Source organism: Streptomyces sp. NPDC057616, assembly GCF_042800575.1.
Classification (GTDB): Bacteria; Actinomycetota; Actinomycetes; order Streptomycetales; family Streptomycetaceae; genus Streptomyces.
Genome location: NZ_JBHVGU010000009.1, coordinates 43,423 through 62,722, shown reverse-complemented (window position 1 = coordinate 62,722; position 19,300 = coordinate 43,423). Strand labels below are relative to the sequence as shown.

Annotated in this window: 19 protein-coding genes; 10 read left to right on the top strand and 9 right to left on the bottom strand. The window is 72.3% G+C overall.

The window, feature by feature from the left end; genetic code table 11:
* Positions 1-107: 107 nt before the first annotated feature.
* From ACFU97_RS13150 to ACFU97_RS13140, 3 genes are all read right to left on the bottom strand, one after another.
* Positions 108-1,232, bottom strand: a complete 1,125-nt coding sequence (locus ACFU97_RS13150; protein ID WP_384254874.1) for a M24 family metallopeptidase — start codon at positions 1,230-1,232, stop codon at positions 108-110.
* On the bottom strand, positions 1,229-1,606 hold the full coding sequence (locus tag ACFU97_RS13145) for a hypothetical protein (protein WP_384254871.1): 378 nt from the start codon (positions 1,604-1,606) through the stop codon (positions 1,229-1,231). The genes ACFU97_RS13150 and ACFU97_RS13145 overlap by 4 nt, the downstream gene beginning before the upstream one ends.
* Before the next feature lie 340 nt (positions 1,607-1,946).
* Positions 1,947-2,429, bottom strand: coding sequence for a hypothetical protein (locus tag ACFU97_RS13140; RefSeq protein WP_384254869.1), 483 nt, complete (start codon positions 2,427-2,429; stop codon positions 1,947-1,949).
* Positions 2,430-2,582: 153 nt separating this feature from the next.
* Here ACFU97_RS13140 and ACFU97_RS13135 point away from each other — a divergent pair, with 153 nt between their 5' ends.
* Positions 2,583-3,275, top strand: a complete 693-nt coding sequence (locus ACFU97_RS13135; RefSeq protein ID WP_384254867.1) for a M24 family metallopeptidase — start codon at positions 2,583-2,585, stop codon at positions 3,273-3,275.
* 20 nt (positions 3,276-3,295) lie between these two features.
* The gene (locus tag ACFU97_RS13130) at positions 3,296-3,787 is read left to right on the top strand and encodes an anthrone oxygenase family protein (RefSeq protein WP_384254865.1); all 492 of its coding nucleotides are present in this window, start codon (positions 3,296-3,298) and stop codon (positions 3,785-3,787) included.
* Here the strand turns inward: ACFU97_RS13130 and ACFU97_RS13125 are convergent.
* A complete protein-coding gene (locus ACFU97_RS13125; protein ID WP_384254862.1) occupies positions 3,768-4,631 on the bottom strand; it encodes a LysR family transcriptional regulator in 864 nt (287 codons plus the stop codon). The genes ACFU97_RS13130 and ACFU97_RS13125 overlap by 20 nt on opposite strands.
* Positions 4,632-4,699: 68 nt before the next feature.
* Here ACFU97_RS13125 and ACFU97_RS13120 point away from each other — a divergent pair, with 68 nt between their 5' ends.
* From ACFU97_RS13120 to ACFU97_RS13110, 3 genes are all read left to right on the top strand, one after another.
* Positions 4,700-5,707 (top strand): DMT family transporter, encoded by a 1,008-nt coding sequence (locus ACFU97_RS13120; protein WP_384254860.1) that lies wholly within the window; start codon positions 4,700-4,702, stop codon positions 5,705-5,707.
* 252 nt (positions 5,708-5,959) lie between these two features.
* The gene (locus ACFU97_RS13115; protein WP_384255339.1) at positions 5,960-6,637 is read left to right on the top strand and encodes a GAF and ANTAR domain-containing protein; all 678 of its coding nucleotides are present in this window, start codon (positions 5,960-5,962) and stop codon (positions 6,635-6,637) included.
* A gap of 265 nt (positions 6,638-6,902) precedes the next feature.
* Positions 6,903-7,409 (top strand): cupin domain-containing protein, encoded by a 507-nt coding sequence (locus ACFU97_RS13110; RefSeq protein WP_384254858.1) that lies wholly within the window; start codon positions 6,903-6,905, stop codon positions 7,407-7,409.
* A gap of 2 nt (positions 7,410-7,411) precedes the next feature.
* Here ACFU97_RS13110 and ACFU97_RS13105 read toward each other — a convergent pair whose 3' ends face one another.
* The 3 genes from ACFU97_RS13105 to ACFU97_RS13095 form a co-directional block, all read right to left on the bottom strand.
* The gene (locus ACFU97_RS13105; protein ID WP_384254855.1) at positions 7,412-8,236 is read right to left on the bottom strand and encodes a DUF1684 domain-containing protein; all 825 of its coding nucleotides are present in this window, start codon (positions 8,234-8,236) and stop codon (positions 7,412-7,414) included.
* 401 nt (positions 8,237-8,637) lie between these two features.
* Positions 8,638-9,837: a flotillin family protein gene (locus ACFU97_RS13100; protein WP_384254853.1), complete on the bottom strand. Its 1,200-nt coding sequence runs from the start codon at positions 9,835-9,837 to the stop codon at positions 8,638-8,640.
* A 14-nt stretch (positions 9,838-9,851) separates the two neighbouring features.
* Complete coding sequence (locus ACFU97_RS13095; RefSeq protein WP_384254850.1) at positions 9,852-10,103, bottom strand: hypothetical protein; 252 nt, start codon at positions 10,101-10,103, stop codon at positions 9,852-9,854.
* A gap of 348 nt (positions 10,104-10,451) precedes the next feature.
* Here ACFU97_RS13095 and ACFU97_RS13090 point away from each other — a divergent pair, with 348 nt between their 5' ends.
* Positions 10,452-11,366 carry an SGNH/GDSL hydrolase family protein gene (locus ACFU97_RS13090; protein WP_384254848.1) on the top strand — a complete coding sequence of 305 codons (915 nt, stop codon included), beginning with the start codon at positions 10,452-10,454 and terminating at the stop codon, positions 11,364-11,366.
* Between the two features lie 134 nt (positions 11,367-11,500).
* Positions 11,501-12,649: an acyltransferase family protein gene (locus ACFU97_RS13085; protein WP_384254846.1), complete on the top strand. Its 1,149-nt coding sequence runs from the start codon at positions 11,501-11,503 to the stop codon at positions 12,647-12,649.
* A 93-nt stretch (positions 12,650-12,742) separates the two neighbouring features.
* Here the strand turns inward: ACFU97_RS13085 and ACFU97_RS13080 are convergent, their stop codons facing one another.
* The gene (locus ACFU97_RS13080; protein ID WP_384254843.1) at positions 12,743-13,210 is read right to left on the bottom strand and encodes a winged helix-turn-helix transcriptional regulator; all 468 of its coding nucleotides are present in this window, start codon (positions 13,208-13,210) and stop codon (positions 12,743-12,745) included.
* Positions 13,211-13,328: 118 nt separating this feature from the next.
* Here ACFU97_RS13080 and ACFU97_RS13075 point away from each other — a divergent pair, with 118 nt between their 5' ends.
* The gene (locus ACFU97_RS13075; protein WP_384254841.1) at positions 13,329-13,823 is read left to right on the top strand and encodes a PaaI family thioesterase; all 495 of its coding nucleotides are present in this window, start codon (positions 13,329-13,331) and stop codon (positions 13,821-13,823) included.
* Between the two features lie 42 nt (positions 13,824-13,865).
* Here the strand turns inward: ACFU97_RS13075 and ACFU97_RS13070 are convergent, their stop codons facing one another.
* The gene (locus ACFU97_RS13070; RefSeq protein ID WP_384254838.1) at positions 13,866-14,633 is read right to left on the bottom strand and encodes a maleylpyruvate isomerase family mycothiol-dependent enzyme; all 768 of its coding nucleotides are present in this window, start codon (positions 14,631-14,633) and stop codon (positions 13,866-13,868) included.
* Positions 14,634-15,067: 434 nt separating this feature from the next.
* Here ACFU97_RS13070 and ACFU97_RS13065 point away from each other — a divergent pair, with 434 nt between their 5' ends.
* On the top strand, positions 15,068-17,800 hold the full coding sequence (locus ACFU97_RS13065) for a glucosidase (protein ID WP_384254836.1): 2,733 nt from the start codon (positions 15,068-15,070) through the stop codon (positions 17,798-17,800).
* Complete coding sequence (locus tag ACFU97_RS13060) at positions 17,797-19,245, top strand: alpha-amylase family glycosyl hydrolase (protein WP_384254834.1); 1,449 nt, start codon at positions 17,797-17,799, stop codon at positions 19,243-19,245. The genes ACFU97_RS13065 and ACFU97_RS13060 overlap by 4 nt, the downstream gene beginning before the upstream one ends.
* The last annotated feature ends 55 nt before the right edge of the window (positions 19,246-19,300 follow it).

Genomic DNA, 19,300 nt, shown 5'->3' with positions numbered 1-19,300 from the left:
TTGGGCTCCGCGCCCGCCGCCGGGCGACGGCGGCCATGTCGTTTCGGGGGTTGTCGGGCGGCCGATGACGGCCGCCACCGGGAGAGCCGTCTGCGGATGGAGGGGCTTCAGGCGACGACGGCCATCTCGTGAGGCGTGTTGTTCAGGCGCCGGCCGCCGTCCTCGGTGCACGTGACGATGTCCTCGATGCGCACGCCGAAGCGACCGGACAGATAGATGCCGGGTTCGATCGAGAAGCACATGCCGGGCACGAGCGGCTGTTCCTCGCCTTCGACCATGTACGGCGGTTCATGAGTGGTGACGCCGATGCCGTGGCCGGTGCGGTGGATGAAGTACTGGCCGTATCCGGCGTCGGTGATCACCCTGCGTGCGATGCGGTCGACCTCCTGACACGGTACCCCCGGGCGTACGGCCTCGAAGGCGGCCTGCTGGGCCTCGCGCACGACGTCGTGCACCTTGCGCTCCTCGGGGGAGGGCTCGCCGACATGCACGGTGCGCGTGGTGTCGGAGCCGTAGCCCTCCTTGAGGCCGCCGAAGTCCAGGACGACCATGTCGCCGTCCTCGATGACCCGCTCCCCGGCCTCGTGGTGCGGGTTCGCGCCGTTCGGGCCGGAGCCGACCACGGTGAAGTCGACCTGGCTGTGGCCGTGTTCGCGCAGCAGACGGGCGAGGTCGGCGGCCACGTCGGTCTCCCGGCGGCCCGCGAACCGCACGCCGAGGATCTCCTCGTACGCCGCGTCGGCCGCCGCGCCCGCGGTCGCGAGCCGGCCCACCTCATGCTCGTCCTTCACGCCGCGCAGCATCGGCAGCGCGGTCGTCAGGGCGCGGTAGGACGAGTGCGGGAGGGTGTCCAGCAGGCCGAGGAGGTGCAGGGCCCAGGCGGAGTCGGAGATCCCGTAGCGGCCGTCGTCGGTCAGCAGCCGGCTCGCGGCGGCGTAGGGGTCCTGCCCGTCGTGCCAGTCGGAGAGGTGCACGGCGCCCGCGCCGGGGGCGGCCTCCGCGTCGGGCCGCTCCAGGGCCGGTACCAGCAGCTGCGGTTCGGCGTACTGGGTGAGCACCAGGAGCGTGAGGCGCTCGGTGATCGCTGTGGGCTGGTAGCCGCACAGCCACACCAGGTCGGGGCCGGGCGTGACGAGCACCCCGGTGAGGTCGGCGTCGGCGGCGGCACGGGCGGCGCGGTGCATACGGGCCGCGTAATCCTGTGCGGTGAAGGCTTCGGGGGCGTGGGTCATGGTGTCGCCTCGTGTACGGGTTCGTCGGGCGGAGTCGTGGCCGGTACGAGGGCCGGGCCGCCGGTGCCGAGGTTCTGGGTGAGCGCCGCGCCGGCCACGAGGCCGAGCGCGATGGCGGTGACGATCGTGACCAGCTTCATCAGGTCGGCGAAGCCCTCGATGACGTAGCCGCCGGCCAGCGTGGTCAGCCCGCCCATGCCCAACGAGCCGACGGTGAGGGTGAGGAAGCCGGGCAGGAGCAGGATCAGCCGGGGCGGACGGCCGGGGCGGCGGGCGATCAGCGTGGCGGCCGCCGCCAGGATCAGGCGGCGAACGAAGGCACGGTCCCGGCCGGGTCGGGAACGCCGTGAGGTCGTCGAGATCCACGGCCGCACGCTGCTCCACGCCCGCCTCCTCACTCAGGGCCAGGACTCCCAGCCTGCACGGGCGCGCGGCGGTCGGCATCTCGGGACCGGCCATGCGGTGTCACCCGAACGACCCGGCCGTGGTGCGGTCGGCGAGGGCCGGTCCAAGCCGCTCGCCTTCCTCGGCAGGGCAACTCCACCCGGGTCAGCAGCTCTCACTGCAGCGGCACTTGGCAGCATGTGCTCTACGAAGAGACGCAGAACCGCACCGGGGAGGGAGCGCTGGACCCGGGCGAGATCGAGTACCTGGCACATGGCGCACGTGGAGGCCCTGTTCCTGCGGGAGTTCGCGAGGGCGGCGCGCTGAGCGTCAGTAGCGCAGCGCCCGCGCCACCTCGGCCTTCACCTGACCGGACAGCGAACGGTTGCTGCGGGCCGTCGCCTGGGCGGACTTGCCCGCCGGCACGTCGGACACCGTGACGACGACCGTGTCGAGCAGATTGCCGCCGCCGTCCGTGAAGTTGACCTGCACGCCGAAGGACTTGGTGGACGAGGCCGAGTTCTTGGCGGTCACCTGCACACTCGCGCGCCCGTTGTCCGTCGTCGGCCGGCCCAGTAGCACCTCGTCCTTGGCGTCGATGCCGTCCTTCACCTCGTCCAGCTTCTTGCCGGCCGACGCGGTCGCCGAGGCGAGCGCGTCCGCGCCGCGCGAGGCGAGGGAGGACGCGGCCGACGCAGCCTTGCTCGCGGACGAGGTGGCGCCGTCGCCGTTGTCGGAGCAGCCGGTCAGCCCGGCGCCCGCGACCACGGCCAGCAACGCACACGCCGTCCACCGCCTGGGGTAGCGCGCCATGATGCCTCCTTGGCTCTCGTTCCCTCGGCCAAGTCAAGTACGAGGGTCCGGGGGGCGCAACGCGGAGCTCGGCCGATCGACACGCGACCGGGGGCCGTCCACGGGCGGGAACATGGTTGCCGCAGCGTGATCGGCCGATCTACCGTCGGTCGCATGGCGGACGACGAGCTCACGCGCGCGGCGCGACTGCTGGATGCGCAGGCCAAGGCCGCGCGGCTGTTCGCGGAGATCGAGGAGCGCGCGCTCGTGGCGCCCGGTCAGGGGGAGCGGGCGGTCAGCGACCGCGTACGGGACCTGGCCAACGAGCTGTTCGGCACCACCCGGCACTGGCACAAGCGGATCGTGCGCTCGGGTCCCAACACGCTCAAGCCGTACCGGGAGAACCCGCCGGACCGTGTGATCGGCGCGGACGACATCGTGTTCGCCGACTTCGGGCCGATCTTCGAGGAGTACGAGGCCGACTTCGGGCGGACCTTCGTCCTGGGCGGCGACCCGGACAAGCGGCGGCTGCGCGACGACCTGCCGGAGGTCTTCGCCGCCGGGAAGCGGCACTTCGAGGAGCACCCCGACATCACCGGGAAGGAGCTCCACGCCGAGGTGGAGCGGCTGGCGGCCGGCCGCGGCTGGGAGCTGGGCGGCTGGCACGCCGGCCATCTGGTGGGAGAGTTCCCGCACGAGACGATCGACGGCGCCGACACGGAGTCGTACATCACCCCGGCCAACGGCACCCCGCTGCGCCGTACGGACCGGGCCGGGCGCCGGTGCCACTGGATCCTGGAGATTCATCTGGTCGACCGCGGGCGGGAGTTCGGCGGTTTCCACGAGGAGCTCCTCACCCTGGGGTAGTGCCGCGAGGGAGTGTGCAGATGGCGAATCCCGCTCTGGTCAGGGTCGTTCGGTACACGAGTCTGCTGGGCAGCGGCCTGCTCGCCGGGGTCGCGCTCACCGTGCTCTTCCTGGAGCTGGCGCTGCGCGATCTGACCGGCCCGGAGTACGTCCGCGTCCGGCAGGCCGAGTACGCCCCCTTCACCTGGTTCATCGGCATCCTGCTGGTGCCGACGCTCGTCGCCGTCGTGATCCTGGTCCTGCGGGCCCGTACGGAGCGCAGCCCCGAACTGCCGCGGCTGGCCTGGGCACTCGGCCTGCTCCTGGTGGCCCTCGCGGTCTCCCTCGTGGTCAACGGGCCCATCAACATGGAGCAGATGGACTGGAGCGCGCAGGCTCCGCCGGGGGACTGGGCGCGCGTCCGAGACCGCTGGCAGATAGCCCACGCCGTACGCACCGTGGCGCTGGTGGTGGCCTTCGGCTGTGTGTGCGTGGCGGCGTTGGAGCGGCCGCTCAGGTTGGTGCGCCGGTGACGACCTCGTGGGCGAGGGCGAGCAGGTCGGGCAGGGCGGGGTGCCCGGGCCCTTCGCGCCAGGCCAGGACGACGGGGACGGGGGGTGCGTCCAGGAGGGGCCGGTAGCTGAGCGAGGGGTGGGTGTGATGGCTCGGGGTGGCGGTCGTGGAGACGCCCACGGCGCGGCCCGCGGCGATGGCGAGGAGCCACTCGTCGGTGTTGGTCACCTCGATGGTCGCGGCGGGCCGGGCGGACGGCGGCCACAGGTCCGTCGTCGTCGTACCGGAGACCGTGTTGAGGGCGATGGGATGCGGCGCGAGGTCGGCCAGGGTGATCCGGGGCAGCGCCGCCAGGGGGCTGTCCGCCGGGACGACCACGACCCGCTCCTCCGTCGTCAGCAGGTGCGTGCGCAGCCCGGACGCGGTGACCGGACCGCGCAGCAGGGCGGCGTCCACCTTGCCCTGGGTGAGGCCCGCGGTGCGGTCGTCGATGCGCAGCAGCTGCAGCGGGACGTCCGGGTACCTCTCGTCCCAGCGGCGCAGCAGCGGGATCGTGTGGTCGCCGAGCGCCGCCCAGGGGTGGCCCAGACGCAGCGGCCAGCTGCGGACGCCGCGCGGGTCCAGGGCGGTGTCCACGGCGGCCAGCGCGGCAGCGGCCTTGTCGCGGAAGGTGCGGCCCTCGGCCGTCAGCTCCAGGTGGTGCGTGGAGCGGTCGACGAGCCGCGTGCCCAGGTGGTCCTCGAGCTGGCGCAGGGTGCGAGAGAGCGCGGGCTGGCCCACGTGCAGACGGGCGGCGGCGCGCGTGATGTTGCCCTCCTCGGCGATGACGAGGAAGGAGCGCAGATGCCGCAGCTCGATGGTCATGCCTCGCAAGCATAACCGCAGCGGAATCGGCATTTCACGCGGCGGAACGGGTTTCCTAGCGTGAGGGCATGACCTCCTCGGCCCGTCCTCCCTCGGCCTCGGCGCCCGGCCCGCAGGCTCCCGCGTCCGGCACGTCCACCCCGCCCGCACTCGTCCGGCACGCGGCGGGCCGCGGCACGCTCGGCGGCGTCGGCCTGGTGCTGGGCGGGACGGTGTCCGTCCAGTTCGGCTCGGCCTGCGCCGCGCTGCTGTTCCCACAGGCCGGGGCGCTCGGCACCGTAGGACTGCGGGTGGCGTTCGCCGCGGTCCTGCTGCTGGCCGTCGCCCGGCCGCGGCTGCGCGGCCACTCGGCGGCCGACTGGCGGGTGGCCTGCGGATTCGGGCTGGCCCTCGGCGGCATGAACATCCTCTTCTACCAGTCCATCGACCGGATCCCGCTGGGCGCGGCGGTCACCCTCGAGGTGCTCGGCCCGCTCCTGCTGTCCGTCGTCGTCTCGCGCCGCGCCTCCGGCCTGCTGTGGGCCGGCCTGGCCCTGGCCGGCGTCTTCCTGCTGGGCCGGGGCGGCTTCGACCGGCTCAACCCCGCGGGCGTGGCCTTCGCGCTCGGCGCCGGGGCGATGTGGGCGGCGTACATCGTGCTCAACGCCCGCGCGGGCGCACGCTTCCCCCGCCTGGACGGCCTCGCCATCGCGATGACCGTCGCCGCCCTGGTCAGCCTGCCCCTGGGCGTCGCGGCCTCGGGCGGCCGGCTCCTGCAGCCGGCGGTCCTCGGCCTCGGCCTCGCCATCGCCGTGCTCAGCTCCGCCGTCCCCTACGCCCTCGAACTCCTCGCACTACGGCGCCTGCCCGCGGCGACCTTCGCCGTGCTGACGAGCCTCGCGCCGGCCTTCGCCGCGACGGCGGGCCTCCTCGTGCTCGACCAGGGCATGTCGCTGCCCGAGTGCGCCGCCGTGGCGATGGTGGTCGCGGCGAGCGCGGGCGCGGTGCGGGCGGGCGCCGTACGGGAGGGGGCGGCACGGCCGGGTGCGGTGCGGGCGGGCGCGGTGCGGGCGGGCAGGCGTGGGTCGGCCGGATAGCGACGCCGCCCGTCCCCCCCCGTGGCCGCCCCCACCGCCCGGCACCCGCACGCACCAGGACCGCCCGATCCCGCGGGCACCAGGTCCGCCCGACCCCGCACGCACCAGGCCCGCCCGGCACCCGTACGCACCAGGACCGCCCGATCCCGCGCGCACCGGGTCCGCCGAGTCGGGGCCGTCTCGGCTACGGTGGCGGCACACGGGTGTTCGAGGCAGGTGGTGACGGTGGAGTGGCGTGAATACGCCGAGCAGATGGCGGTGCTCGCGCGGAAGCTGCTGGAGCAGGACTCGGTCCAGGCTACGCTCGACGAGATCGCCACCGCGGCCGTGGACATCGTGGAGGGCTGCGACGCGGCCGGCATCCTGGCGGTGCGCAAGGGGCGGGCCGTCACCCTCGCCGCCTGCGGGAGCATGGTCACCGACTCCGACCGCCTGCAGGGCGAGCTGGGGGAGGGGCCCTGCTTCGATCTGGCCCGGCAGAAGGACGGCGCGCGCGTCTACCGCATCGAGGACATGACCCACCCGCACCCGACCTGGGAGCGCTTCGCGGCGGCGGCCCGCGAGCTGGGCGTCGGCAGCATGACCGGGGTGCTGCTTTACACCGACAACGACGACTTCGGCGCGCTGAACCTCTACTCGAGCCGCCGCGGTGCCTTCGGCGAGGAGATAGAGACCGCCGGCTGGCTGCTGGCCTCCCACGCCGCCGTCGCCTTGGCCGACGCGCGCACCATCGACCAGCTCCAGCACGGCATGGAGACCCGGCACGCCATCGGCGAGGCCATGGGCATCCTCATGGAGCGCCACGGCCTGAGCGAGGACGACGCGTTCGGCGTGCTCCGCCAGATCTCCCAGAACCACAACGTCAAGCTGCGCGACGTCGCCCAGCGGGTCCGCTCCCAGCGCACCGACCGGCCCGATCCCCCGGCCTGACGGTACGGGCCTGACCGCACGGCGGCGCAGGCGGCCGCCGCCGGGACCCGCCGACTGGTCCGGTGACGACCGCCTGGCTCCAACTTGGCCCGTCGCCGCGCGAGTTGACAAGGCAACTATCCAGACCCGTCCGGGGCACGCGGGTGAGCGGCGGCTCGGACGGGCGCGGCGGACGTGGTCACGCCCAGCAGAGGGACATTCCCGCAGGTGAGCCGCGACGGACCCGCCTTGACATCCATTTCGTGGCGGTTCTAGCGTCCGAACCATGAGCGACCCGCTGACCACCCCCGGTGAAGGTTTCCACCCCCATCTCGCGGACGCGGCCGGAGAGCCGGCGGCTCCTCTGCGCACGCGGCTTCACCACGTCCGCGCCGGTGCGCTCGACGGTGACACCGCCCAGACCGGAGGCATGCGCCGGTTCGCCGCGATCAGCGGGAAGACGGTCGGCTCGGAAAAGCTCTGGATGGGCCAGACGCACGTCGCCCCCGCCACCTCCTCCTCCGACCACCACCACGGCGAGTCCGAGACGGCCATCTACGTCGTCAGCGGCCATCCCGAGTTCGTCTTCCTGGACGACACGGGCGCCCGGACGGAAGAGGTGCGGCTGCGCACCGGCCCCGGCGACTACATCTTCGTCCCGCCGTTCGTCCCGCACCGTGAGGAGAACCCCGACCCCGCCGAGGAGGCGGTCGTCGTCATCGCCCGCAGCACCCAGGAGGCGATCGTGGTGAATCTCCCGCACCTGTACGCGCTGGGGAAGCAGGAAGGCTGACCTCAGGAGCCGCCCCGCTCCCGGGGAATCTTCAGCCCCGCCTCGACCGCCACCGGCAGACGGTTCTCGGCCGGGGGCAGCGGGCAGGTGGCCAGGTCCGTGTAGGCGCACGGGAGGTTCGCGGCACGGTTGAAGTCCAGGACGAGCGTGCCGTCCGCGGCGGGCGCCTCCAGGGACAGGGACCGGTTGGCCGCGTAGGTGGTGACCCCGGACGTCGCGTCGGTGAACAGCACCATCAGGCGGCCCGGCCCGTGTCCGGGGAACGCGGTCAACGACAGCCGCTGCCCGTCCAGTTCGAACTCGATCCGGCCCGGGGCGTCGTAGACGTGCTCCAGGCCCTCGACCGCGGCGCCCACCGTGGTCGGCCGGGGTTCGTCGAAGGGGACGTAGCGGCCGGTGACGGCCCAGCGCGGGTCGGGGGCGTAGGCGGGGGTGCCGGTGAAGGCCGTGCGCAGCGGTGCGTCTGGGTGCCGCGGGCGCACGATGTCGTTGCCGCCCCGCCTGGCCACCTCGACGACGGCGTCCCCCCACACCGCGTCGACACCCCCGCGCTCGGGCAGCACGCCGAAGCGGTGCTCGCCGCGCACCGGCGTTCCGTCCACGACGAGTTCCTCGCCGTCGTCGAGGGCGACGACCACTCCGTCCGGCCCGGTGCGCCAGCTGCCGGGCGCGTCGGGGAAGCGCTGCGGCGTCTCGTCGAGCCAGTGCAGACCGGTGATGGCCAGGAAGCCGTGCGGGCCGGCGAGCCGGGCCTCCTGGGCGCGGTACCACTCCAGCCAGTTCTCGGTGAAGGCGTGCAGGTCGGTCGTGGTCGCCTCGGTGGTCATGCGCTCTCCTTCGCTGTCCTGTCAGTCAGAACGGGCGCCGGCCGGAGGCGCATTCCGCATCCCGTGTGACAGCTTCATGGCAGGCATGTGTCTTCGTGGCGGTCATGTGTACGGTATGATTGATCACGAGCTGGTCGCCGCAACTGCGGATGGCCGGTACTGCGTTGGTGGTCCAAGGAAAGACGCCCCGCTTCCTGCGGGGAAATGCAGGTGCAAGGCCTGCCCGGCGCTCGAACACAGGGCCCGTCCGCGTACAGCGCGGACGGGCCCTGTTCGTCGTGCACGCCGGCACGGCTCCGCCTCCAGCTCCGGCGCCGCGCCCGCACAACGGCGAGGCCCCGGACACCCGAAGGCGTCCAGGGCCTCGACAGCTCCGGCTGCCCGCCGGACAGGGTCGGTTGCTAGTCCACGTCCACCGGACCGTCGTCGGACTTCTTCTCCCTGCCCGAGCGCAGCTGCAGCAGACCGCCGCCGTTGCCGCCGTTCCCGCCGTCCCCGGGACGGGGGTTGTCCGTGGCCTCCTGGCCGCTGAGGTTCTGGCGGACCGAGTCGAGGATCGTCAGGCCCTGGGAGACCAGGCCGGCGGCGATCTCGCCCAGGCCGTCGGCGCCGTTGAGGACGTTGACGTTGGCGCCGGCCAGGCCGCCCGCCGCCTCCTTGACGATCTGCGGAAGCTGGTCGATCAGCATCCGGTCGAGCGCGACGCGGTCGTAGGAGGCGGCCGCCTCGGCCTGGATCTTCATGCGCTGCGCCTCGGCGGCGGCGAGGATGCGGACGCGCTCGGCCTCCGCCTCGGCCGGCTTCACGACCTCGGCGACCAGCTGCTGCTGGCGCAACTTCGCCTGCCGCTGCGCCAGTTCCGTCTGCGCGGCGAGCACCTCCTGCTGGGCGTGGGCCTGCGCGAGCGGTCCGGCCTGGCCGGCCTGCGCCTGGGCGCGGTCCACCTGGGCCGAGTACTCCGCCTTGACGACGGCGGTCTGCCGGGCGTACTCGGCCTGCTTGCGGTCCGCCTCCTGCTGCGCCTCCGCCGCCGTCTGGGTGGCCTGCGCCTGCGCGATCTGCGCCTGGCGCTGGATGGCCGCCCGGTGGGGTGCGGACATCGCGTCGATGTACCCGGCGTCGCCGTCGTCGATGGACTGGATCTGCAGCGAGTCGACGATCAGGCCGATCTTGGCCATCTCCGTCTTGGAGGTGTCCAGCACCTCGGCGGCCAGCTTCTGCCGCTCGGTGACGATCTCCTCGACCGTCATCGAGCCGATGATGGCGCGCAGGTGGCCCGCGAAGATGCGCCCGGTCAGCACCGACATCTGTTCCTGGTCGGACAGGAACCGCTGGCCCGCGTTGATGATGCTCTCGGTGTCGTTGCCGACCTTGAAGGCGATGACGGCGCGCACGCTCAGGGCGATGCCCTGCCGGGTCACGCAGGTCTCGGTGACCTCGGCCTCGTTCATCGAGAGGGTCAGGAAGCGGGTCTTGCGGAAGAACGGCACCACGAACTTGCCGTGCCCGGTCACGACCCGGAACGGCGCGCCCCCCAGTCCCCGCCGGCCCCCCGAGATCAGCATCGCCTCGTCGGGAGCGGGAACGCGGTATCCGAACATTTCTTGTCTACTCCTCAGTCGGCGCCGGCGGTGTCACCGCCGAGCGCGTCCAATGGATCCGCCCACTCGATGACGCCGACCTCTCGACATCCACGCGACTCGATCACGAGTACCGTCGCCCCCGTAGGCAGTGGTTCTTCGGACCAGGCGAGGAAGGTCTCGGAGCCACCACGGACCCGCACCAGGACCTCGCCGGGGCCCGCGGATCCGCGTGTTCCGATGAGCACCTGCCCGGTGCAGCCGATGACGGCCTCGTCCTGCGGCATCACGCCCGCTCTCCTCTTTCCTGACCCATGATTCAGACGATAGACCCACCTGGGTCGGGGACCCAACGGGCGTGGCGTCCAAGGTTGCGCGCCTGTGACGCGCCGCCTCCGCGCACGTCGTACGGCAGACTGCGCGCACGTCGCACGGCTGGCTCCGAACCCGTCGTACGGCCGACTCCGATCCCGTCGCACGGCCGGCTCCGACCGTGCCGTACCGACTGCCTCCCGCCTCTATCCGCGGACACATACCGAGCGGTATACAGACTCCGTCGCGTGTGACGCCCGCACCCCGCGTGCCGGTTCCGCGCGACGTCCACGTCTTCGGGGGCGGATCTGGGGGAGGATCGCATGACGGACGGATCGCGTTCGCACAGAGCGGCGAGGCGGCGGCAGGGGATCGCGGTGGGGGTGGCGCTCGGCAGCTGCGCCCTGGTGGCGATGTCGACGTCGGCGGCCGCCGCGCACGGCGGCGGCCACGGCCGCGGCACCAGCTACGCGGCGCTCGGGGACTCGTACACCGCGGGCCCCGCCATTCCGACGCAGGTGGACGCGAACTGCGCCCGCTCGGACCACAACTACCCTTCGCTCGTCGCGGCGGCACGCGGCATCGGTACGTTCAAGGACGTGAGCTGCAGCGGCGCCACGACCGAGGAGATGTGGAAGCCGCAGGGCACCAACGGCCCGCAGCTGGACGCCCTGAACCGGCACACCGACCTCGTGACGGTGCAGATCGGCGGCAACGACATCGGCTTCGGCTCCATCATCGGCACCTGCGCCAAGCTGGCGCCCACGAACCCGGCCGGGGACCCCTGCCGCCAGTACTACTCCTCGTCCGGCTACGACCAGCTCTCGGTCAACATCCTGAAGGCCGCGCCGAAGGTGGACGCGGTGCTGCGGGCCGTGCACGCGAGGGCGCCGCACGCCCGGGTGCTCGTCGTCGGCTACCCGGACCTGCTGCCCGACGACGGCAGCGGCTGCTACCCGTCGGTGCCGTTCGCGACCGGGGACTTCCCCTACCTGCGCGACACCGGGAAGCGGCTGAACCTGATGCTGCGGCTGGTGGCCGGGGCCAACCGTGCCGAGTACGTCGACACCTACGGGCCCACCCGCGGCCACGACATGTGCAAGGCGCCGGACGTGCGCTGGATCGAACCGCTCCAGCCGGCCTCGCCCGCCGCTCCCGCGCATCCGAACGCCAAGGGTGAGGAAGCGATGGCGCGTGCTGTCCTCGAACGCCTGGGCAAGGGGCACGGCCGGTACTGAGCGGTGTCACACCCGATGTTCCTGGCATTGGTGTGACGTCGGGTACGGGACTGAATGAAAGGGGCTGAACGGGCAACGTTCCCCTTCATGCCCCTTTTCATGCCCCGCGCGCACAGCCCCCGGCAGGTGATTCGATGACGACGGCGACCAGGGCGACCAGGACGCCCGCCGCCACCTCGACGACCGCCTCCGCCAAGGGCTCCAAGCCCGCTCCACCGCCCGCGCTGCCCTCGCTCACCGGGCTGCGCTGGGTCGCCGCGCTGCTGGTCTTCGGCCTGCACGTGAACAACTTCCGCTACTTCGACGGCACCGCAGGCCGCGTCGTCACCTGGGCGTTCGGGGCCGGCGCCACGGGCGTGTCGTTCTTCTTCGTGCTCTCCGGGTTCGTCCTGACCTGGTCCGCCCGGCCGGGCGACCGCGCCCGGGCCTTCTGGCGGCGGCGCATCGCCCGTATCCTGCCGGTGCACCTGGTGACCGCCGCGATCGCGCTGGTCATGGCGCTCACGCTGGAGCACCAGTCGATGCCGTCGTTGCGCCAGGGGCTGGCCAACGTGCTGCTGGTGCATTCCTGGTGGCGCCCGTGGTGGCAGACCCTGGACCCGGTCAGCTGGTCGCTGGCCTGCGAGGCCTTCTTCTACGCCCTCTTCCCGCTGCTGGCGCTCGGGCTGCGCCGCGTCGGCGCCCGGGGCGCGACCGCCGTGGCCGGCCTGTCGGTGCTCGCGGTCCTGGCCGTGGCCTGGGTGAACGCACAGCACTGGCTGAGCCAGCCGATCGACTCCCTGCCGCTCGCACGGCTGCCCGAGTTCGTCCTGGGCGTCGCCGTCGCCCGCCTGGTGCTGCTCGACCGGTGGCGCGGCCCCGGCCTGGAGGCCTCCCTCGCGCTGGCGGTCATCGGGTACTTCCTGGTCCCGCAGGTCACCAGCGACTACCGGGCCACCACCTGCACCGTCGTCGGCTTCGCCCTGCTCATCCCGGCGGCGGCCGTCGCGGACCTGCGCGGCCTGCCCTCCCTGTGGCGGGGCCGGCGGCTGGTCCGGCTCGGCGAGCTCTCCTTCGCCTTCTACATGGTGCATCTGCTGGTGCTGCGTGCCGGGACCAACGTGATCGGCGTGAAGCCCCGCTTCGGCCTGACGCACGGGCTCGCCGTCACCGCCGTCGCCTTCGCCGTCTCCCTCGGACTGTCCTGGCTCCTCTACGAGACGGTGGAGGGCCCCGCACGACGGCTGCTGCTGCGCCGGCGCCGCTCCGCACACACCCGCCCGCCGGCCGGGCAGCCGGCGTAGCGCGGGGGCTGGGTAGCGCGGGAGGCGGCGTGACGCGGGGGCCGGGTAGCGCGGGGGGAGGCGTAACGCGGGAGGCGGCCGGCCCGGGGGCTGTCAGACGCGCGGCCGTGCGGCCGGTCCCGGACGGACCGTGACCTCGGACGGGGAGAGCGCGGTGTGCTCGTCGGGGCACTCGACCACGACCCGCACCGCAGCGCCGCAGTCGCGGTGGCGGATGTCCAGGACCGGGCCCTCGGGATCGCCGACGTACATCTCGCCCCACTGCCGCAGCGCCACCAGGACCGGCCACAGGTCGCGGCCCTTGGGGGTGAGGCGGTACTCGTTGCGGGTGCGGCTGCCGCGCTCCTGGTAGGGGACGGCGGTCAGGATCCCGGCCGCGACCAGCTTGCGCAGCCGGTCGGCCAGGACCGCCTCGGAGAGCCCCACATGGCGGCGGAAGTCGTCGAAGCGGCGCACTCCGTTGAAGGCGTCGCGCAGCAGGAGCAGCGTCCACTTCTCGCCGACCAGGTCGAGGGTGCGCTGGACCGTACAGTTCTCGGTGCTCGTCTCGAGCCACTTCATACGGCCATCGTAGAGCCCTGACTTCGTCATTGACAGTCAGCTGAGCGGAGAGCTAGCTTCGGGAAACAAAGTCAGAGCGCCGCGGGGAAACTCGGGGCCGAGGAGGAAGCGCCGCCGCATGGAACGCTCTCGTACGTACGACTGGGACGACCCCGCCATCTCCGCGGCCGTCGTCGGGCAGGACTCCGGGCTGCACTTCCTGCGCGAGATGCTCGCCGGGCGACTGCCCTCCCCGCCGATCGCCGCGACGCTGGGCATGTCGCTCGAAGAGGTCGACCACGGTCACGCGGTGTTCTCGCTGGAGCCCGGCGAGGAGCACTACAACCCCATCGGCAGCGTCCACGGCGGGATCTACGCGACGATGCTCGACTCGGCGGCCGGCTGCGCGGTGCAGTCGACCCTGCCGCAGGGCATCGGCTACACCTCGGTCGACCTCACCGTGAAGTTCCTGCGCCCGATCACCGCCGACTCGGGCAAGGTGCGCGCCGTCGGCCGTGTCCTCAGCAGCGGCCGGCGCACCGCACTCGCCGAGGCGCAGCTCCTCGACCCCGCCGACCGCCTCCTCGCACACGCCACCAGCACCTGCATGCTCTTCCCTGTGCCGGGCGCCTGACGGTCGACTCCCGCCGGGCGTCCGCCCGTCGGCCGGCGCGTCCTAGTCCTCCGGTTCCCAGGCCTGGAGCCGGCCGAAGACGTGGGGGTCGCCGTCGAGCTTCAGGGACTCCACCGGGATGCGGCCGTACAGGGTGAGGACCAGGTCACTGGCCGCGCCCTCGGCGGAGGCGGTGGCGGGCGTCGCGTCGAGTGCCAGGATCCGTGCGCCGTCCGCGGAGAGCGCGAGGCGCCACGAGCGACCTTCGGTGGCGTGGTAGTCCACGACGGCGGCCTCGTGTGGCCAGGTGCTCGTCGTCACGCAGCACGTGGACAGGAACTCGTCGACGCCGTCCAGCGCCACCTCGTCGGGCAGCGGCTGCGGGGCACCCGCGGTGAGCTGGGCGTCGTAGGTGTGCACCGCGGCCTCCTGGACCTGGTGCCGGGCGACGGCGCCCGACGTCTGCGGCGAGTCCGACGCACCCCACCACGTCCAGCAGCCGCGGTCGGGGCCGGCCTCCCGCAGCGTGTTCAGCAGCTGTTGCGTCGACTCGGCCGACCAGGCCAGCAGCGCCTCGCGCTCGCGGGGCGCGGCCGGGGCCGCGTCCGGACCGGTTCCGGCCGGGCGGGTGGCGGCCGGCCCCGCGGCGACGACGGCGGACCACCGGCGGTGCACCCCGCCCAGATGCTGCGCCAGATCGAAGAGCGTCCAGCCCGGACAGGTGGGCACCGGCGCGTCGAGACCGGGCGCGGAGGAGACCGCGGCACGGAACGCGACCGACCGTTCGTCGATGAGCCGCAGGAGGACGGGAAACTCAAGAGTCTTTGCCACGTGCGCTGTTTATCAGCGCACCGTGATCACCGCCTTCGATTTTCGTGCCGTCACCGGTGGGCGGGGAGGCTTGATCATCCGTGGGTACGCTCACCCCATGTCCCCTCACGGACGCGCCGGAGGCCCGGCGGCTGTCCGACCTGCCCAAGGCGAGGCGCTTGTCATTCCTGGCCGGCATGGACCAGCTCGGAGGGCTGGTGGGCAAGCCGGTGTGGCTGTGTCCGCCGAACCGGTGGAGCGACGAGGGATTCAGGCTGAGCGCGCGGCACGACGCGCTGCGGGAGGCGATCGGCCGCGAGCTGGGACCGGCTGGGACCGGGGGCGTCCGAGGCGTGACCCTATGAGGAAGTCCCCGCTCCGCCCCCCACCCATTGCGACCAGGTCCGGCACGTCCGAGTCTGGGGGCAATGCCGGATTGGTGAGGGAGGCGGGCCATGGTGATGGGTGGCGCGACGGGGGCCGAGCGGCAGCGGCTCGCCGAGGCCGACGCGGGGCGCGCGGCCTGGCGGCGCTGGGGCTGCTATCTGAGCGAGCGGCAGTGGGGCACCGTGCGGGAGGACTACAGCTCCGACGGCGACGCATGGGCGTACTTCACCCATGACCAGGCCCGCTCCCGCGCCTACCGCTGGGGCGAGGACGGCATCGCCGGCGTCAGCGACGACAAACAGCGGCTGTGCTTCGCGCTCGCCCTGTGGAACGGCCGCGACCCCATCCTCAAGGAGCGGATGTTCGGTCTGACCAACCAGGAGGGCAACCACGGCGAAGATGTCAAGGAGTACTACTTCCACCTCGACAACACGCCCACCCACTCGTACATGAAGTACCTGTACAAGTACCCGCAGGGCGAGTTCCCCTACGGAGACCTCGTCGCAACCAACAGGGCCCGTGGCCGCGGCGACTTCGAGTACGAGCTGCTCGACACCGGCGTCTTCGACGAGGACCGCTACTTCGACGTCTTCGTCGAGTACGCCAAGGCCGGCCCCGAGGATCTGCTGATCGAGATCACCGCACACAACCGCGGACCCGACGAGGCGACCCTCCATCTGCTGCCGACGCTCTGGTTCCGGCACACCTGGTCCTGGGCCGGCGGCGCCGCCGTGCCGAACCTGCGCCGCACCGGTCACGCCGTCCGCGCCGACCACGACGAACTCGGCCCCCGCTGGCTGTACTTCGAGGCCGACACCCCCGTCCTGTTCACCGGGAACGAGACGAACGACGAGCGCATCTTCGGCAGCGCCAACACCACGCCGTACGTCAAGGACGGCATCGACCGCTACGTCGTGCGGGGCGAGGAGGCGGCCGTCAACCCGGCGCAGACCGGCACCAAGGCCGCCGTGCACCACACCCTCGTCATCCCCGCCGGCCGGAGCGCCACCGTGCGGCTGCGGCTGACCGACACCGAACTCGCCGATTCCTGGGGCGAGTTCGCTGCGGTCTTCGACGCGCGCCGCACCGAGGCCGACGCCTTCTACGAGGACGTCGTCCCCGACGGCATGGGCGAGGACGAGCGGCGGCTCGTGCGGCAGGCGCTCGCCGGGATGCTGTGGAGCAAGCAGTACTACTACCTCGACGTCGAACGCTGGCTGGCCGAGCACGACGTCGACCCGCTCGCCGCCGACCCCGGCGTCCGCAACAGCGCCTGGTACCACATGATCAACGACGAGATCATGTCGATGCCGGACACCTGGGAGTACCCGTGGTTCGCGGCCTGGGACCTCGCCTTCCACACCCTCGCCCTGTCGATGATCGACATCGGCTTCGCCAAGTCGCAGCTGGAACTGCTGCTGCGCCGCCTGTACCTCCATCCGAACGGGCAGATCCCCGCCTACGAATGGAACTTCGGCGATGTCAACCCGCCCGTGCACGCCTGGGCGGTCCTGTTCGTCTACGAACTCGAGAAGCACCGCACCGGCCACGCGGACCGCGCCTTCCTGGAGAACGCCTTCCAGAAGCTGACGAAGAACTTCACCTGGTGGCTCAACCGCAAGGACGTCGACGGCAACAACGTCTTCCAGGGCGGCTTCCTCGGCCTCGACAACATCGGCGTGTTCGACCGCAGCGCACCCCTGCCCACCGGCGGCCACCTCGACCAGGCCGACGGCACCGCGTGGATGGCGCTGTACTGCCAGAACCTCTTCGACATCGCCCTCGAACTCGCCGTGGACAACCCGGTCTACGTCGAGCAGGCGCAGATGCTCTTCGAGCACTTCGCCTGGATCGCCGTCGCCATGAACCGCATCGGCAAGGACAACGCCACCCTGTGGGACGAGGAGGACGGCTTCTTCTACGACGTCCTGCGCCGGCCCGACGGCAGCGCCACCCGGCTGAAGGTGCGCTCCCTGGTCGGCCTGCTGCCGCTCGCCGCGACCAGCGTGATCGGCAGCGCGGCGGCCACGAACTTCCCGCAACTGGTCGCGGGAGCGCAGGAGTTCATCAGGCGGCACCCGGCCGTCGAGGCCGTCGTCGCGCAGCGCGTCCCCGCGGACCCCGAGCACAGGGGCCGTTTCCTGTTCGCCCTGTTCGGCGAGGACCGGCTGCGCCGGGTGCTGGCCCGGATGCTCGACGAGGGGGAGTTCCTCGGCCCGCACGGCATCCGGTCCCTCTCGCGGTACCACGCGGAGCACCCGTACCACTTCGAGGTGAACGGGCAGGAGTACGGCGTCGGTTACCTGCCCGCGGAGTCCGACTCCGGGATGTTCGGCGGCAACTCCAACTGGCGCGGCCCGGTGTGGTTCCCGATGAACCTCCTCCTCATCCGCGCCCTGCTCAACCTGCACGGCTACCACGGCCCCGCCTTCACCGTGGAGTGCCCGACCGGCTCCGGCCGGCAGCTGAATCTCTACGAGGTCGCCCGGGAGATCTCCGACCGGCTCACCTCGACCTTCCTGGTCGGCGAGGACGGCCACCGCCCGGTGCACGGCGCCCTGCCCAAGTTCGCCAAGGACCCGTACTGGAAGGACCTGATCCTCTTCTACGAGTACTTCCACGGCGACAACGGCGCGGGCCTCGGCGCCTCCCACCAGACCGGCTGGACCGGACTGGTGGCGGCCACCGCGATCCTGTTCCACACGATCAGCGCCGAGGACGTGGAGCGCGGCGGCCGGGAGGCCCTGCGCCCCGCGGACGAACGGTTCATGGGCGCGAGTGACGAGGAGCCTCTGTCATGACCGTGATCCACGAGATCAACACCCTGGTGTGGCTGGGAGAGTTGAGCCGCCGGTACGGTCGTCGCGTCACCCTGGGCGACGTACCCGCCGAGGCCTGGGACGAGGTGGCACGGACCGGCGTCGACACCGTCTGGCTGATGGGGGTCTGGCGGCGCAGCCCGGCCGGTCTCGCCATCGCCCTGCGCGACGAGTCCCTGCGGGCCTCCTTCCGCGACGCGTTGCCCGACCTCACCGAGGCGGACATCGCCGGATCGCCGTACTGCGTACGCGACTACGTCGTCAACGACACCCTCGGCGGCCGCGCAGCCCTGGCCGAGGCCCGCTCCCAACTCGCCGCGCGCGGGCTGCGGTTGATCCTCGACTACGTCCCCAACCACGTCGCCCCCGACCACCCCTGGCTCACCGGGCGCCCCGGCTGCCTGATCCACGGCACTGCGGACGACCTGGCCGCCGCGCCCGGCGCCTTCATCGAGGTCTCCGGGCAGATCTACGCCCGTGGTCGCGACCCGTACTTCGCCCCCTGGCCCGACGTCGTCCAACTGAACGCCTTCAGCGGAGAGTTGCGGGACGCGACGGTGGACACGCTGGTGTCCATCGGCGACCAGGCGGACGGTGTGCGCTGTGACATGGCGATGCTGATGATGAACGACGTGTTCGCCAAGACCTGGGGCGACCGGGCCGGGGACCACCCGACCGAGGACTTCTGGCCGTACGTCATCGACCGGGTACGGGCCCGCCACCCCGATCTCCTCTTCGTCGCCGAGGCGTACTGGGACCTCGAATGGGCCCTGCAGCACCAGGGCTTCGACCACTGCTACGACAAGCGGCTCTACGACCGCCTCGTGCACGAGGACGCCGGATCGGTCCGCGCGCACCTCCAGGCCGGCCTCGCCTACCAGCGCGGCCTGGTCCGCTTCCTGGAGAATCACGACGAACCGCGCGCCGCCGCCACCCTCCCGGGCGGCCGGGAGCTCGCCGCCGCCGTCACCATTGCCACCCTGCCCGGCGCGACGCTCTGGCACGAGGGCCAGTTCGAGGGCCGCACCGTGCGTCTGCCGGTGTTCCTCTCCCGCGGCCCGCAGGAGCCGCCCGACGAGCAACTGCGTTCGTACTACGGCAGTTTGCTTCCGGCCGCGGCCGCCGTACGCGACGGCGAGTGGCGGCTGCTGGACACCGCCGGATGGCCGGACAACGACAGCCACCGGAACCTGCTCGCCTGGAGCTGGACCGGCGCCGACACCCGCCACGTCGTGATCGTCAACCACTCCGCCGGCCAGGCCCAGGGGCAGGTCCCGCTGCCCTGGCCCGAGCTGGCCGGCCGCGCCGGCCGGCTGACCGACCTGCTGACGGGCCAGACGTACGACCGCGACGGCGGCGGCCTGCTCACGCCCGGCCTCTACGTCGACCTGCCGCCCTGGCACTCCCACGTCCTGTCCCTGACCTGAACGGCGCACATGGTAGAAGCGGACCATGAACAACTCCTGCACGAGCCTGAGCCGG